The organism is Bacillus cereus group sp. BfR-BA-01430 (assembly GCF_022663115.1).
Lineage (GTDB): Bacteria > Bacillota > Bacilli > Bacillales > Bacillaceae_G > Bacillus_A > Bacillus_A cereus_BD.
Map to the genome: position 1 here is coordinate 1 of NZ_JAKUEW010000015.1, position 16,313 is coordinate 16,313.

Genomic DNA, 16,313 nt, shown 5'->3' on the forward strand with positions numbered 1-16,313 from the left:
CTTCATTTCTTCCTGGATTATTCATACGGTTCGTTACTTCCAACTCTCGTTCTACTTGTTGGCGATTACCTTTTGCCTGCTCATTTGGTACTTCATTTCTTCCTGGATTATTTATTCGGTTTGCCACTTCTAATTCTCTTTCTACTTGCTGACGATCACCTTTTGCTTGATCGTTTGGCACTTCATTTTTTCCGCTATTTTTCATACGATTGGCTACATCCAATTCTCGTTCTACTTTTTGTTTATCGGATCTTGCCTTCATTGTTGTTTGACCCGATTCACCTTGATCTTGCAATTCACCTTGTGTATTACTTAGCTGATTTTTAATTGCAGTATCTTCTTTTTCATTACCCACAGCACCTTTATTTTTCCCGAAACCATTAGCTGTTGTCTTATCGGTTTCAAGTGCTTTATCTGCTATATCATTTACATTACTCATTGCTTCTCTAATTGGACCTTCTGTAGTAGCAGCCATCATTTTTGCTCCCATGGAACTAGCCTGTACAAGAGCACCCATTTTACCGCCTTTTCTCATATTAGGAGGGTTCTTTCTTGCGTTTTGATGTTTAGTTCCTTCCCCGGAACTACCTTCATTACCCTCAGACCGCTTAGGGGAATCTTGACGGTTATTACTGAACATATTTTTCGCCCCACTATAAGCCTTCCCAATTCCTTTACCAACACTATTGACAGCACCTTTAGCAAGCGCTAATCCACCTAACATACCCATTAAGTGATTCTTACCTTCTTTTAGACCAACATCTACACCAAAGTACCTTAAAATTGATTCTGATCCTTTTATTAAGGACATGGTTAAACAAAACATTGCTACGATATATAAAAATGCATTAATATCTTTACCTGATAGAAAATTAACTGCAATCGTATAGAATCGTAAAGATAATCCTGTAAAACCAAATAACATAAAGCTTCTTAGAATATCCTGCATTACCATCTTTGTTTTTTCACCAGTTTCCATATCTGTTACAAATACAAGTGGTGCAATAATTTTTTTCATTGCAATTTCAAATATAGTCATGACAAAAACGAAAATAGTAAACAGATACGCGATCCCAAGTGCAATCAATCCCCAAAATATAGTACCGAAGTTCATAGGATATCGAATATATCCTGATGGGAATGTATCCTTAAATGGATCAAAAAAGCTATCATCTATTTCTTCTAGTGCTTCTTCTGCACCATTGTTCGTAACCTTATAAGCTAAAAACTTTGTTTCTTCTGCAACTCCATCTTGATCTTTCAACTTTCCTACCACGTCAGGAGTAATTAAATCTCCTAAATCTGCTTTTAAATACATTTCTTTTGATAGACCATTTTTTCCACTATCACCATTAGAAATAGCTTGTGCTTTAGAGTCCTTATTTTTTATAGGAGCAAATCCTTTTACACTTAAATAAGCCAAATCCGCGGTATTATGTTTTACTAGATTCCAGGCTAAACCTTCTTTTGCCTGACTATCATTGGTGGTATCTTTATAAAAATCTATGGCCATTTTTTGCATATCTGCCATTAACTCATTTAGTCCACCTAATAGACCAATCATTACGATGATGTTAACCCCTACAGACTTAAAACGTGGAGGTTTATATTGAATAATCGTTTTGATTGCTAACCATACAATAACTAACAAAAGTAAAGCATAAAACAAACCTTTCATTATAGAAGTAGCAAATTCGTTTAACCCTGCATCTTTTAATAAATCAAAGAAGGAAAACGTTTCAGGAATTAGCCCTTCTAAAGAAGAAACCAATATAAGTAACCCTTGAATAATACTCCCTTCAATGCTCTGAACGATTGATCCTAAAATATTTGCATATTCTATCCAATCATTTTTCAAAAAAGCAATAGCTTGTCCTTTATCTATATCTGTAACTTTCCATACAATCTCATCCCACCATCCATCTGCAAAGATGACAGGCGTAAATACAAAACTGCAAATTAAAATAAAAACTGTAAATACTCCAATTACTACAGCTCGTTTACTATGTAAAACCCATTCTTTTAATTTTGTAGCAGCCATTACTGTTCTACCTTTCCTATTTATTTTGACTTTATCAATTTGCCAATATTTTCAACAAATCTTCTAAATACCTCTTAATCTCACGATTTGAAGATTGTTCTTTTAATAATTTAATTTCCTCTGTTTTAGGAACTACATTGTTTTTTGCATAATTTAATAGCATTTGTGCCAAACGTCGACGAATCTCTGATGGATCGTCCGCATTTCTTTTTTCTTTCACGAGTCCAACTAATGATTTAATAACATCATCGAGTGTTAGTTCTTTCTCAACGGATTCATTAGCGGCCTGCTTTTTAATGTATTCCTTTTTTGCAACTGGATTTACTATAAAATCCAAGAAATTCAGATATAGCTCCGTTAGGTCCAATCCTGTATGCAAAGAAGGAATATCAATTTCGTTCAAGTCATTTGATGTGTCAAAATCATCACTTAGAAATTGCCAACGATAAGGCATACTCGTTTCTTGTGTATTAAAAATTGGATATGCTCTAACTTTTTTTCTATTAACATCCTGCCTATGTAACGCACGGAGTACCAATGTTTCCCCTTCAATAAACTGTGACAAACGTTCAGGAGAAATAATACGTTGCTGATCAGCATTTTTAGTTAGTTTGTTATCTGCATCCATATGACTTTCATTTGAGGATTTGCCTATAACCGTTTTATGTCCGGCACGTTGTGAAATTTCTTCAATCGTATCTTTATTAGTGGACATAATATAAATATGATTTTGACAGTTATCTTTAATTTCTGTCGCTTCTTTGTCATACAGCTTTTCAATTTGCGAATAGGATTGAAGTACCAAATTAAATAACATATTACGACCTGCACAAACTGTGAGTACCCCACCCATGTCATCTATAGGTGGCATGTTTCCGAATTCATCCAACAAAAAGTGAACACGTCTAAAGCATTTTTTTCCTTTCGTGTCATTACAATTCATCGATAACTCAGTGTACAGCTGCTTAACAAAAATACTTGCTAAAGCATGATTCGATTTATCATAATCTGGTACAATCATAAATACAGCTGTCGGCTTGTCAGAATACATCAATTTAGCCTTTGGTGACAGAGGGAAAGTATTGGCCTTCATATTTAATGTCACTTCACGCTTATACTCTGGCTTATCTTCACAACCTTCTTTTTTCTGATAGACCACTCTTCCTTTTTCGTCTAATAGCGTTTCAAATTTCAGACTGTATAACAGTCTATATTTCTTTTTAGGATCTTCGTCATCTTGATAACGAATTAATAATAAATCTCCATCTTCTAACTTTTCATCAAAGTTCATGTTACACATACCTAAAGCTTTAACCTTAATCTTATACCTTCCTATTTCCGTCTTTTTATCGTCATTTTTATGAAATGATACTGTTACACGCTTATTCAAAAAACGTTCATCTAATTGAAAAAACAAGTTTTTAGGAAAACCAACTTGCTTTAAATCCAAGCTAGATTTCGAGGTCATCTTAGCAAACATTTTATCTGCAAAAGTTTGTAACCCCTGGTTTGCAGTAGCTAAAATCGATCCTTTCGCTTTTTCACCAGCAAAACTCGTTGATCCATATTGCATTTTTGCTACATTTCCTTGCGGCAAACTTTTAAAGTATTCATCTAAAGCATTCTTTTCCACGAAATCATCCGGATTTTCTTTATAATAAAATGTCCCTAACTCGTTTAGCATTTGTGATACATTGTGCATCGTAACTTTTTCGATGCAATTATTTTTTACACAATAGTCCACAATGGCTAGAATAATACCGTTAATAGCATTTTGTGCAGAAGTATTAAAGAACGCATTCTCACCAGCATTAGGATCGTTATATAGAGAGAAGGTTAATGTATTCGCACGTTTTGCCGCTTCCTGATCATCACCATTTACCCAAGCGTCAATTACAAGCTGCAATGGATTATATGACATACCTTGCAGCGGATCTAAAATATTCAATACTTGAACATCATATCCACGTTTTTCTAGCGTTTCTTTCGATGCACTGTATAGCTCCCCTTTCGGATCATTTATGACCATACTTGATTGATTTTTTGCTCTACTCAAATTATCAATCATTACGACAACTATCATTTCACCTTTACCAGAACGAGAAACCCCTAAAATCGCGGTATTTACGGTGTCAGTATCGATATAATATTTATCCTTATAATGTGAAACAGGTACACCTCCATACCCCTCAAACACTTCCGTTTTTTCAGGGATTTCTTTATACTGTTCTTTAATTTCCTCAATCGTAGTAAAACGACTATCTCCTTTTTGACCATAAGCTACATTTTCGTCACTTCGATAATTAACTTTTGAATACACCAAAAAACCTACCAGCGTTGAAGCTAATAAGCTAAACAAGTATATATTTGTAGGCAGTGCAGGGTGGAAAACATTTTTTATCGATAAACTGTTTTCCCATTTTGTACCAAACACATCAAAAATAGTTGGTTTTTCAACTGTTTTTGATAACTCCTTTGTAATAGACTGATATGTCCCTGCTACAAAATTTATAGCACTAAATGGAAAAAGCACTGCAATTGAAGAGATTGCGAGTGCTTTCTTATTAATTCTATTCTTTTCTTGTGGTAGATCCTCACCATCAATTTTATAATTATGATGAAGGTACTTTTTTCTTTTCAATGAGAATTTCGAAATCTCCACTTTCGCATTTCCTCCTCACCTTATCCACATACTTACTAGTTAGACCCCATTAATTTTTCAAAAAGTTTCCCCCGTTTCTTTGAATTGTTCTCTGCTTGTGGCTGTGCTACAGACTGTTGTTGCATTACAGGTTGTTGTGCTGGTTGCTGACAAAATGGTTGTTGTACAGGCTGTTGATACATATATACTGGTTGTTGTACTGGTTGAGCATACATATATATTGGTTGTTGAGATGGCATTTGCCCTGTCCCAGCATAGGCTTTTATTAATTTATTATTTAAATCTTCAATGATATTCAGTAATTCACGTTCTCGGCCACTTGTCTTCATTTCTAGCGCTTCTTGTTTCCTTTGTTCTAAGTTTAGTGCTTCTTTTTCAATTCTATTTTTCTCTTCTTCCACTTCTAATTGACGTTCCTTTATTTCTTTTTCATGCTCTGCTTGAATTTCTTCTTTCCAACCTGGAATTAATCGTTCCATATAATCTTGTAGATTCTTCAGTTCAGATTCTTGCATTTCAAACGCAGCATTCATAATATCTTCTAATGAACCTGAAAAATCAGCTAAAAGCTCATTCTTTTTATCAATTAATGATTTATTTGCTTCCACTTTTAACTCATAAACTTTCTCATGAAGTCTTTTTTCTTGCTCTATATTATTATCCTTCATTAATTCCTCTTCTCGAGCGCTTACTAGCGTTAATTTTCTTTCTTCAAGATCTGATTCATATGCTTTGAATTCTGCTTCTTGTTTTAATTTAAAAGATTGCAACTCCAATTGTTGTTTCTCAGAAAACGCATTTAATTTTTGTTGCATTTCTTGGTTTTCCTTATTCTCAAACGCATTTAGTTCTTGCAGCTTTTCTTGAAGATTTGCTTCAAAAGTTTCACGCAATCTATCTTCTGCCTCTTTCTGATAATCACGCATAACAGTTTCCTCATACGCTCTCTCTAAAATCAAACGAATGTCATCAACCACATTTTTAACATCCTGATAATACTTATCCTGAATAAGCAAAAATTCTTTTCCACTTAATACATTTTTCACAAATTGTAACTTTTTCTTTTCTAAAGCAGTTTGTGCAGTTTCTTCACTCATGCCCAAAAGCCCTAATAAATGGTTTACAGTGAAACGAGAATCATATCTATTTTGTTTTGCTTCCACTTCTCTTAAGTCTAAATATTTATCATATTCGGGAAAGCTTACATCTTTTGTTGGCATTACGATAACTTGTTCTTGAATTTCTTCTTTTTCTGGTTCAGAATATAACTCTTCTTCAATGCTTTTGATAGAATCACTCACATGTGTATCAAACGGTAATTCTTCATGATCCTTTTCCAAATCCACACTTAAATCTTGGTAATTATCTGTTTCTTCTATTGCAAAAATATCCTTCTTTTCTTCCGTAGATGAATCGTTAACTTCCATTTCTAATGATGCAAGGTCTGATTCCTCAAATATATTTGTTCCTCGGTGTTGCATTTCCTCGGTCGACATTTCTTCAAAAAGATTTTCTTCCTCTGCAAACTCTTTTTGCAGATTATCGTTATGCTCCCGTGTATCTACTTTAGCAGCATGTGGAGCTTCTTCGCCTTTCTTCCCAAATAACTTAGAAAAGAAGCCACCTTTTTTCTTTTTAGGTGTTTCTTCCTCAGTTTCTACATTCCCCTGTTCTTCCTCATTCTTATAACTTACGTATATCCCCTGCTTAATTTCCATAGCTAAATTAAAATCTGTTCCATCCTCAAGATCTTTTGAGATAGAGGTTAACAATGAAAAGTTTTCTCCTACTCCTACAGGTAATGTAAATTCATAAGCTTTTTCATTCTCAATATCTTGTAATAGTAGTAATACTTGATCATTTTGCTGATTTTCTGCAATATATTTTTGGATTAAACTTTCAGCTGCTTTTAATCCTAGTTGTTTTCTATTCCAGGCTTTATTCTTCTTCAAAAACCTTTTAAAAGATTTTGATTGCTCTTTTTGCAAAAACTCTACAATATACATTACTTCAACCTCATTCCATGTATATATTTTTCTATTAAATAACGAAAAAGGAACTTACTAAAAAATAAGTTCCTTTTTCCAAACTCTAATTTATTTTAGAAACCACCAGTTACACCTTTGATTGTGTCACCCAAAACCCCTGCGCCAAATAAAAGGAATCCTCCAATGATAATACGGAAAATCCATTGTTTTGCTTTTCTGCTCAATTCTTCCCCAAACATGTACATAACACCAGCAACAGCAATACAGAAGATAATTAAAACTACACCAATAGCTTGTAATCTTCCTGTCCAAGTACCTAATGCTCCACTAACAGAGTCAAAGAAATCATTATAAGTTAATAACTTGATAACAAAAATATTTAATAGATCCATTTTAAATTCCCTCTTTCTTAATTATTTGATTGAATATTGTGACCTTGTTTATTTTCCTGTTTAACAATAAAAGCTGCGATTTCTTCCATCGCAGCTTCTTCTAACATCTTATTTCTCCACTCAGGGTTTCCTCCTTGTAGCAAAGACAAGCAATTGTTATTCACAACTTGTTGTGACCATTCTTCATATGTCTTACCCTGCTTTTTTAAAATCATCGAAACAGCATCTTGATGCGGTGATTTTTCATTTTTGTTGGTTCTTTTAGCCATGTAAAACCGTCTCCTTTACTTAATATCTTGTAATTCTTTGAGAGAAGAAATTTTGAAACGCTTCTTGAATTACAGGAAATTCTCCTTTTAGGAATAAAAAAACTCCCGTACACACAATAACACCACTTATTAGCATTAATAAGCGGAATACATTATTTTCTAGCATTTCTTAGCACCTACTCTCTAACGGACATGTGACGAAGCAGATCCATCAAATTTCATAGTTACGTCAGGTAAATTAAAAACAGCAATTTTAAACTTTGCTATTACTTGATAATCTACCGTTTCGCCAAATTGTACTTTTTTATTTAATTGATTGCTTTTCACAGTAAAAGCACCTTTATAATACTTATTACTGTACTCCTCTAGATTTTGGATAGCGCTTTTAGTTAATCCGCCTTGTCTTTCAATCTGATAGTTAACTTGTTGTTTGTAGGAATTCACATTTGATACCTGAATACAAAAGATTGCTACCACAACCAATAAAACTACCAAAAATAAGCCCAGAAACCACTTCACCATTTCCATAATTGCACTTTCTTGCATGACTCACACCCACTCTAAATTTATTTCAACTAATTTCCACCTTTCATAAAAAATTATCCTAAACTAACAGTTGATAAGTTATACACCAGGATCGCTGCTGCATAACCAACTACCATTAGAAATGAAGACATTACGATTTTGGTTGGAAAAAAAGCAAAACGCTTTAACTTAAATGTCACAATTTCATCGATTGCTCTTTGTAACTCTGCACTTGCTATTTTCCCTAATTCGTCAATAACGTTCGTATCATAAGAATTCTGTTGAAAATCATATATCGTTTGCATAAAAAGGACTGACATATCAGTACCACTTGAACGTATAGCAAAATCAGTAAAAGGCTGAATGTCATTTGGTTTGTCAGTCAATTCCGACATTAATTTAGCTATCGAATTTGCATCTACTGGATTCTCTGTACGCTTCAAAATTTTTCGTAGTATCTGATACAAGCTAGTCCCACCCTCCGATTCCTTTAGATAAGGAATTAGCAATCTCATAAACTTAATAAAGCTTAGATGACGTTCAAATTTAAATGCATTATACGTCTTTACCACATTGTTGTATTTTGAACGATAAAAGAAGATTGGCAATCCAATTGCTAATAGGTAACACCATTTTGAGAGAAATAATCCCATAAAAAAACCGATAACTACCATTACAAGCGTTTGTTTAATTCGCTTCTTTTGGAATTTATCGATCATTTTTTTCGTATTCCCCATTTCCATTAACATGTCATATAGTTTTTCTTCAGCTAATAACCGGTTATATCGATTTTTCTTCATGCTAGTCGCTGCCACTACTCTCATTTTTTTACCTCCAATATCGAGTCATCAAAGTAATATGTAGCAAAAGACTTAAAGAAGAGAAACATCAATAACATGTAGATTCCAGAAGTCCCCCAGCCAATCGGATGCCTTGCAAACGCCTGAATATAGGTGTCAAAACTAAATGAGAATGCAATAATGATAATAAAAAATATCACTAAACCGCAAAGCATTTTCATATCCTTCAAATGTCCATCTTTTTTTCGTTCATACTCTTCTTTTTTCTCCTTCATTTCATTGTGGTATGTTTTTATGTCTTTCAACGTATCTATATTTGTTTTACCTTCTAACGCAGCCGTCTCTATTTGCTCTAAATACTGAACAAATATAATATCATCACGATATTTATTAGAAAGCTCTTTGAAAGCATGCAACATTTGCTCATGATTTGCCCCCGTTAACTTCGCTTGTAATACTTTTAGGTCTTCCTTTAACTCTCCCGCTGAACGATCACTCGCCCTACCTAGAGCATTCAGTAAAGTTTGACTATCATTTGTAAGAATTTGAGTCATGTTGTTCACAAACTTGTTTCTCTCATTAAATGCACTTTGTTCATAAACTCGTTGAATATTTTTGGGCATTAATACCTTCAAACCATATAAAATACCCATACATCCCAAAATTAGTGAAACCCACCAATAATACAGTAGAATAAAAGAAAAACCGCCTACAATTAAACCTGGAATTAATCCATATCTCAAGTAATCTTTTTTTTCAAGCGGTTTACCATAAGCTACTTTAATTGCATTTATTTCATCTGCATTAACAAATTTCTTTTTTCTTGTTTTCGCGTTAAAAGTTGAGACCTTCAAGCTACATACCTCCTTTCCCCAACATTCTCCTTTCTTATCTTGTTACTACTAATCCAGGTTTCAGTGCTAATTCATTTGTATACTTAGGAAGCTCATAATTCAAATCTGCTTCAGCTAAACGCTCATAAAACTCTTCTGATAAACTTCCAGTCGAGTAAGTAAACTGACCGTTTTTGTATTTTTGCTCAAATACCATCTTGCATCCTTCATGTGAATACTCGACTACCTTTGATAAATAGCGAATAACTCGATTAATTTTCACACCATTTTCGCCAGTTGTTTTTATTACTACCCTCTTAATATGGCAACCAAAACCAAAATATCGCATAATATCTTCTTCAAGAGATTTTTCATCAACTTGATAACCAATTTTAGACATATTAACAAGTCTCTTTGGTGATGTCTCAGCATCTACAGAATGCAGAGAAGTTACTACATGATGTCCTGATAACACCGCTTGAATTGCTTCATAAGTCTCTTTACCACGAAGCTCAGAAATCATAATCCAGCGTGGGTTATTTCGTAATGCAGCCTTAATCAGATCGGTAACTGTTACACCATGTCCAGTTAACCAACTTAATACATCTTTATCGGGAAATAGCTGTTTAACATGCGTTTCAGGAACATCTTCAATCATAACTGCTTTATGTTCAAACAAAATGTAAGAGAATAACAGCTTTAGAAACTCTGTTTTCCCTGTACCTGTTTCTCCTGAAATTAAAATATTATTTCTACTTATCATAAGTACTTTAAAGAATTCAAGCATAAATTCAGGAGCAAATGTAGCAAAATTCTCCTTGTTTAATGCTAGTCTTGGACGTACAATCCTTAGTGACATTGTAGAATTTCCTACTGTATTTTGAGAATGTACTGCATTAATACGAATGGATCCGTAAACTCCATCGAAAATTGGCTTCTTAGGAACAAATTCTGTACCTACAGCATTTGCAAACTTTTGAATTACACGAGAGATATATTCTTCTGAAATAATATGATCAGAATTTTCATAAACACCTTTGTAATCACTTGATTCTACTATTAAATGACTTCCGTTATAGGATATATCGGTAATATCAGGGCGCTCGTTAATAAGTCTTTCGATAACTCCTGTACCAATAATTTCAGATACAACATATTCAGCTACATCTTTATCGTCATCATAATCCATAAAATAAGCTGGATAATTTTTCTTGATAAGCTCTTTAATCTTCTTACGAGATTCTTTATTTAGTAAAGCATCAATTACTAGTTCTGCATATTTCGTATTAAGGTCTTCTTTAATACTTTGTAACCTTTGTGGATCAAACTTGAAATCATTCTTTTTTTCAGCTATTGTACGTGTTTTTTTAGCTGTTATACTTGCTTTTTTTATTCCTAACATCTTCTTCTCCTTTCTTCTAAGATGTGGCTATATTCACTTTACATGTAGCTTGATACGTATTATCTCCATCTTTGATAATGACTCTAATGGCTTTTGTTGAACCGTTTTTATTATCAAGATATTTAAACTCATATTTAGCATCCTTACTGATTTTCACAAGTTTATTAGACTCAATACGTTTTTTAAAATCTTCTTCAAAACCAGGTTTTGAAATAAATAATTCTCCGCGTTGAATACGAGAGCTATTATCTGTATTAGCAATTGCGCTCGACCGTACAGTTTCCGTCACTCCTTGAATAACTGAATCTGTCGAGAAATTTTGCTTATAGTAATAACCACTAATTACAGTCAAAAAAAGACCAATAATCAGTACTACCATTACGAAAGGATAGTCTTTCAACTTTTTTTCTCCTTTCCGTACAGCTTAAATTTATTCATAAATAGAAGGGGAATACTCCCCTTCTATTTATTTGGTATATTGTTGCAGTTTATTATTTTGTTGCACTTGTAAGTGTGTTTTGGAAGAATTCTTTCACACTGTCAAACACTTCAGGAAACGCTACTTTTGCAGCTGCAATTAACAGCGCTCCTACTACTACTGCACCAATCATCCACCAAGTTCTATCCGTATTTTGATCTAACATCTTTACAACATCCTCTCATTTTGTTTTTGTATATAAAAAAGAGACGTAATAATGTAAATTACGTCTCTTTTTTTACCTAAATATTTTTTTAATACAATCTAATTCCTAATTTAATAGCCCGCTCTACTGTTAGGTATTTGTTTAACATCAGCATATTAATTGCACCCAATGTAGTAGGCATTACATCATTTATAAAACTATGAATCTTGTCTTTTATAAAGACAATCCACATATTGAAGCTAAATCCATCAAATTGACTCATATCAAAACTAAAGTCAAAGTGGAATAAGTCCCCTAGCGAAAAATCCCCTGAAAGTAAATTTCCAATACCGACATTTGTGAAATTGGAAAGGCCGCCTTGCAAGGAATATCCAATTAGACGAATTACGATCCCTGTAATTACAAAGTATAGTGCCATAAACACAATTTGTTTTTTGGCTGAACTGTATGTTAGGACATTCACTCGATTCTCAACTCCTTTCCTATCGCTTCAACCAAGCGACATCTTCATCTGACCAACCATTCGGTTTGCCATTCGGGAAAGGGTTGTTTGGATCAACTGGTTCTAAGAGCAATTCATCTTCTTTGATTGTTTTAGATCCTATGGTCCCATACATATACGCATATACATTCATATTATGAGCTATACGGAATTGCACTTTATTCACACCTATAGGCTCAATAGAGTTTACCTGAATATCATAGTTACCCAGATTAGCCCAGATTGGAATATATAGCTTCCTTTTCCCATCTTTCAGTTTGAATTTTATATGAGAATCCTTACTCTCTACTTGTTTATCTGTAAACAAAGCACCCGTTTTTTCTTCCACATTGACATGTGGCAACTCAAAAATAAAATCAGTAGTTTTTTGATCAATTGTTTTCTTAGTATTTTCTAATGGAACAACCGTTTTACCATCCTTTTGCTCATAATTTAAATAAGTATCGATTAAAGCTTTATCTATTACAGACTGTGCTTTAATATCCGTAGTAGTTCCCAGTTCATTTGTATAACTAGCCTTTGTAGTCAAATCATATCCATAACCTGTTTTTTGTTTAGGTAATGGTTTTAATGGAATCGTGAGTGTTTCATAGTATTTTTCCATTTCCATACCTGACTCACGTTGGGTCATTACTACTCCTTTATACTCTAATTTATCAGAGTTTTGGGAGCTTACCTTTACTACTTCTTCAGATGATGTATAACCATCCGTATCGATACTTCCCTCTAAAACTTTCATAGAATATTTGTTAAACTTTTCAATCTTAGCTTCGTAATTTTTCTTAGTATTTTTCTTCAAATACTTTGAATCTACCTTAAAGGATATTTCATCCGGCAATTCTTTGATTGTAAAAGACTTACTATCAACAAGTATCTTGTCTTCCTTGTCATATAGTTGAATAGATACCAATTCCTTATCTGAGTCTGAATAAGTGATTTCCTTATCCACATTAACGGTAACTGGTAATCCATTTTCAGAATCAAAAGGAGCAGTATAAATTCTGATCTTTTTCAATCCGATGGTTGCATCCGCCATAATCGTGTATCTTACTTTATTCGATATTGGAGATAGCTTATAATCTACAGCAGTATTTACAACTGTGCTACTTACATATCGATCTCCAAACTCATTCCCTTGTGTTCCAAATACAAGATTCATTTTGACGACATCACTACTACTTAAGGAATCATTGACATAAAGTAATATAGAGGTCACTTTCGACAAGTCTTGATTTCCTGAGTACTTGTACCATCCCTTTGAATTTAAGTCAATTTTATTCGGATTATTCGACTCAATATAGTTATTATTTAGCCAAATTTCAACCTTTTTGTTATTAGGATTCTCTAGTGTTACTTGTTTTAAAAAAGTTATCCCACTAAACAACGAGCCGTTTTCATCCTTATTTCTTGGAACATGTGTTAATGCTTTGATTTGCGACTCATCTTGAATCGTAGTGTATGGTTGTATACCTATTTCATAGTCACTATTTCTTTTCCCTATAGTATTTTTGATTGTCTCACTTACGCCAACCATGCCGATTTTTACAATTGAAATATTCTTAGAACTTGTTCGGAATTTTTCGCTTCTTGTATCTGAAGGACTAATAATTGTATTTTCAATTGTTAATCCTGTTTGATTTCCTGGCGGTAATAATACAGGGTTTATTTTAGCTTCAAAATTAACTTTCTTAAGATTAGGATTTCCCTTCGTCAAAATATCGTACCAAATGAGATAACTTGTTCCATCATCATGTACTTCTAATTTCGGCTCAATTCCCTTATCACCATATGTCCCCGTTCCAGGAACATAGTCTAGCCCTTTAGGTAATTTCACCCTCATTTCTACTTTTTCATATAAGGAACTAAAATCCGTTGTGTCAGGCAATTTAATAAGATTATCAACTGTAATCTTCACATTGTCCGAACTATAGTAAGTAGTTTTATTTGTTTTAATTTCAGAGCTGACTTCACTATTGATGATTCCTAACGTTTCAAAGTTAACTGTAGACCCTACAGGTGATTGGATTTTAGTCAACTTACCAAACTCATCATACTCAGTATAGTTAATGTATTTCCCATCTGAACGAACGCGATAACGTGTTTTTCTATCAGCTGTAGGATATACATCGGCAGCTGTAACGATTATATTAGGTGTTCCTTGTTCGTTGACACTACCAATCTTTTTCGTTTTGACTGCTAAACGTATATTGGTAGCCCCAATCTCTCCATTACCAATAGCAACATTTACATCTTGTTGTATAGCCGCAACTTCACCATGTTTTCTGGCCTCATCGTAGGTATTGTACCAATCATAGTCTTCCACTTGATTTTGCGTTAAGCTTTCAAAAGAATTATCTTTCTTCTTGGCTATCCCGAAAAAAACCTTCTGATTCTCACTATTTCTTATTCGTTCTCCTAAAGGATTCATATAACCACGCTTAAATATTTCCTGTATCGCGGCTTTACTACCTTCTTTTGTTAAATAGAACGAATCGGAGTTCCATTTATAGATTACAGTTGCCCCTCCATCAGTTATACGACGAACGTTCAAATGTGCAACCATTCTTACATCTTGTCCTAAAATAACTGTTGGATCCCCTTTAGATACTACACTGTATCCCGCATATGGTGTACCAAGCTCTTTTCCATCTTGTGAATGAAATGTAGTTTGTAAAGAATATGAACCAGCGGGATTATTTCTGTCAATAAGGGTCGTTTTTCCTGTATTATTGTAAGGAATTATATTCCCACTACTATCTTCATAAGAATCCACCGTAACTTTAACTTCATAATAAACATTATTATGTTTATTAACCATATTATTTTTGTTTAAAGGAGCATATTCATTTGGCGTATGAATTAAAAAACGTGTTGATGAAAAGCCTTTTTCGTTTTTTCTAAATGAAGGATAATCCCGTGTATGAGACATCCCAGTTGGAAATGTAGAACCAATCAAATAGTCACTAATACTTCCTTTATAACTCACTTTATTTTTAGAGATTTCAGGTTTTTCTAAATTATTTATACCACTATCCCATACACTGTTAATTGTATAGTTCCCAATATCACTAGCATTCCATTTTTCTTTTGGAATATATGATATAGGACTAGGGGAATAAATAGTATAATTATCAATGTAATTAGCTAGACCTAGTTCAAAACTCTCCGTATTTTTTTGTGGTATTTTTGTTTTCACACTATCGACAGCTTGATAATTAAAAATTTTAATCGGAGTATCTTCTCCCTCAAAATTTAAAATTCGATCTTCTATTGATGATTGATCCCACACAACTTTCCCACTAAAATCCAAGTGATAGTTTATTTTTCCACTCGGAAACGTAGCTCCTCTTAGGTCATTACGATTAGGTAAATTAGTAATAAATAAATCTAATACTACAGGGAATATTTCAGAGTTATCTCCCTTTTCTAGATTCTTGTTATAAGCTGCATACCTTAGTTTATTGATCCCTACACCTAAATAACCATTTGTTAATCTTGCTTTAACATTTACCTTTCCCGAAGTAGTTACAGGCCTAATATCATCAAACGATTGTGATACATTTTCATTTACAATATCTTTTCCATCTACACTTATAATCTGGATTTTAATGTTAGGTTTTAGTTTCAGGCCATGCTCTGCTCCTTGTACTTCCACTGTAACAGGGATCATTAAAGAGTTACCTGTTTCCTTTAACGTGTATTCCATTTCAAAAGAAACAATTCCCTTTTCCAAATCCTCTTTACCGCCAACAGCAAATTTTGCATTTACACGTTTGTTTGTAATTCCATTTTCTAATGTACCGGTGATTTTCATCTTAATATTTTTCAATGTTTCCTTCTTCTTAGGATTAATCGTCACCTTCAATGGATATGTTACTGTATCAAACGTCCTTACAATGCCATTATTAGGACTAGAATCATTACCAGCTTCATCGTTCGAATCAAAAGGAGCTGTTCCATCTACAATGTCTGAAGGCTTAATAAACGCTTCAAAGTCAAAGAGATTACTACCTTTTTTTCCATTCGCAACAACTACTTCATTTGGAGACAATCCTTCACTGGCCATATCCGATTTCTCTTGCAGCACAGTTACATCGTCGTTTTTTTTATTTTGAGCCTGCGCCTGATCTGCTGTACTTTCTGCATGTCCTATAGAGACAAAATCAGCAAAACTCCCAAACAAGAGAATAACAGCAAATAATAAACTGATTTTCTTTCTAAGCCACAAGCATATTCCTCCTCTCTTCAGAACAAT

13 protein-coding genes are annotated in these 16,313 nt (G+C 33.6%); all 13 read right to left on the minus strand.

What is annotated here, in order from left to right; genetic code table 11:
- Positions 1-2,041: pLS20_p028 family conjugation system transmembrane protein (locus tag MR058_RS18965; protein ID WP_396021851.1), on the minus strand; the 2,041-nt coding region annotated here is incomplete at its 3' end.
- Between the two features lie 34 nt (positions 2,042-2,075).
- On the minus strand, positions 2,076-4,703 hold the full coding sequence (locus MR058_RS18970) for a VirD4-like conjugal transfer protein, CD1115 family (protein ID WP_094374086.1): 2,628 nt from the start codon (positions 4,701-4,703) through the stop codon (positions 2,076-2,078).
- 35 nt (positions 4,704-4,738) lie between these two features.
- A complete protein-coding gene (locus MR058_RS18975) occupies positions 4,739-6,709 on the minus strand; it encodes a hypothetical protein (RefSeq protein ID WP_094374087.1) in 1,971 nt (656 codons plus the stop codon).
- Between the two features lie 95 nt (positions 6,710-6,804).
- A complete protein-coding gene (locus MR058_RS18980) occupies positions 6,805-7,083 on the minus strand; it encodes a TrbC/VirB2 family protein (RefSeq protein WP_094374089.1) in 279 nt (92 codons plus the stop codon).
- A 17-nt stretch (positions 7,084-7,100) separates the two neighbouring features.
- Entirely contained in the window at positions 7,101-7,352 is a 252-nt protein-coding gene (locus MR058_RS18985; RefSeq protein WP_094374091.1) for a hypothetical protein, read from the minus strand.
- Between the two features lie 183 nt (positions 7,353-7,535).
- A complete protein-coding gene (locus tag MR058_RS18990) occupies positions 7,536-7,898 on the minus strand; it encodes a hypothetical protein (RefSeq protein ID WP_094374093.1) in 363 nt (120 codons plus the stop codon).
- 53 nt (positions 7,899-7,951) lie between these two features.
- The gene (locus MR058_RS18995; protein ID WP_094374095.1) at positions 7,952-8,701 is read right to left on the minus strand and encodes a hypothetical protein; all 750 of its coding nucleotides are present in this window, start codon (positions 8,699-8,701) and stop codon (positions 7,952-7,954) included.
- Positions 8,698-9,531, minus strand: a complete 834-nt coding sequence (locus tag MR058_RS19000; protein WP_094374097.1) for a hypothetical protein — start codon at positions 9,529-9,531, stop codon at positions 8,698-8,700. The genes MR058_RS18995 and MR058_RS19000 overlap by 4 nt, the downstream gene beginning before the upstream one ends.
- A gap of 34 nt (positions 9,532-9,565) precedes the next feature.
- Positions 9,566-10,912, minus strand: a complete 1,347-nt coding sequence (locus tag MR058_RS19005; protein WP_094374099.1) for an ATPase, T2SS/T4P/T4SS family — start codon at positions 10,910-10,912, stop codon at positions 9,566-9,568.
- 16 nt (positions 10,913-10,928) lie between these two features.
- On the minus strand, positions 10,929-11,312 hold the full coding sequence (locus tag MR058_RS19010) for a hypothetical protein (protein ID WP_094374101.1): 384 nt from the start codon (positions 11,310-11,312) through the stop codon (positions 10,929-10,931).
- Between the two features lie 91 nt (positions 11,313-11,403).
- A complete protein-coding gene (locus tag MR058_RS19015; protein WP_204082018.1) occupies positions 11,404-11,556 on the minus strand; it encodes a hypothetical protein in 153 nt (50 codons plus the stop codon).
- 88 nt (positions 11,557-11,644) lie between these two features.
- Entirely contained in the window at positions 11,645-12,019 is a 375-nt protein-coding gene (locus tag MR058_RS19020; protein ID WP_094374103.1) for a hypothetical protein, read from the minus strand.
- A gap of 19 nt (positions 12,020-12,038) precedes the next feature.
- Positions 12,039-16,286 carry a fusion protein (includes pXO2-28-29-30) gene (locus MR058_RS19025; RefSeq protein ID WP_162533177.1) on the minus strand — a complete coding sequence of 1,416 codons (4,248 nt, stop codon included), beginning with the start codon at positions 16,284-16,286 and terminating at the stop codon, positions 12,039-12,041.
- Positions 16,287-16,313: the final 27 nt, after the last annotated feature.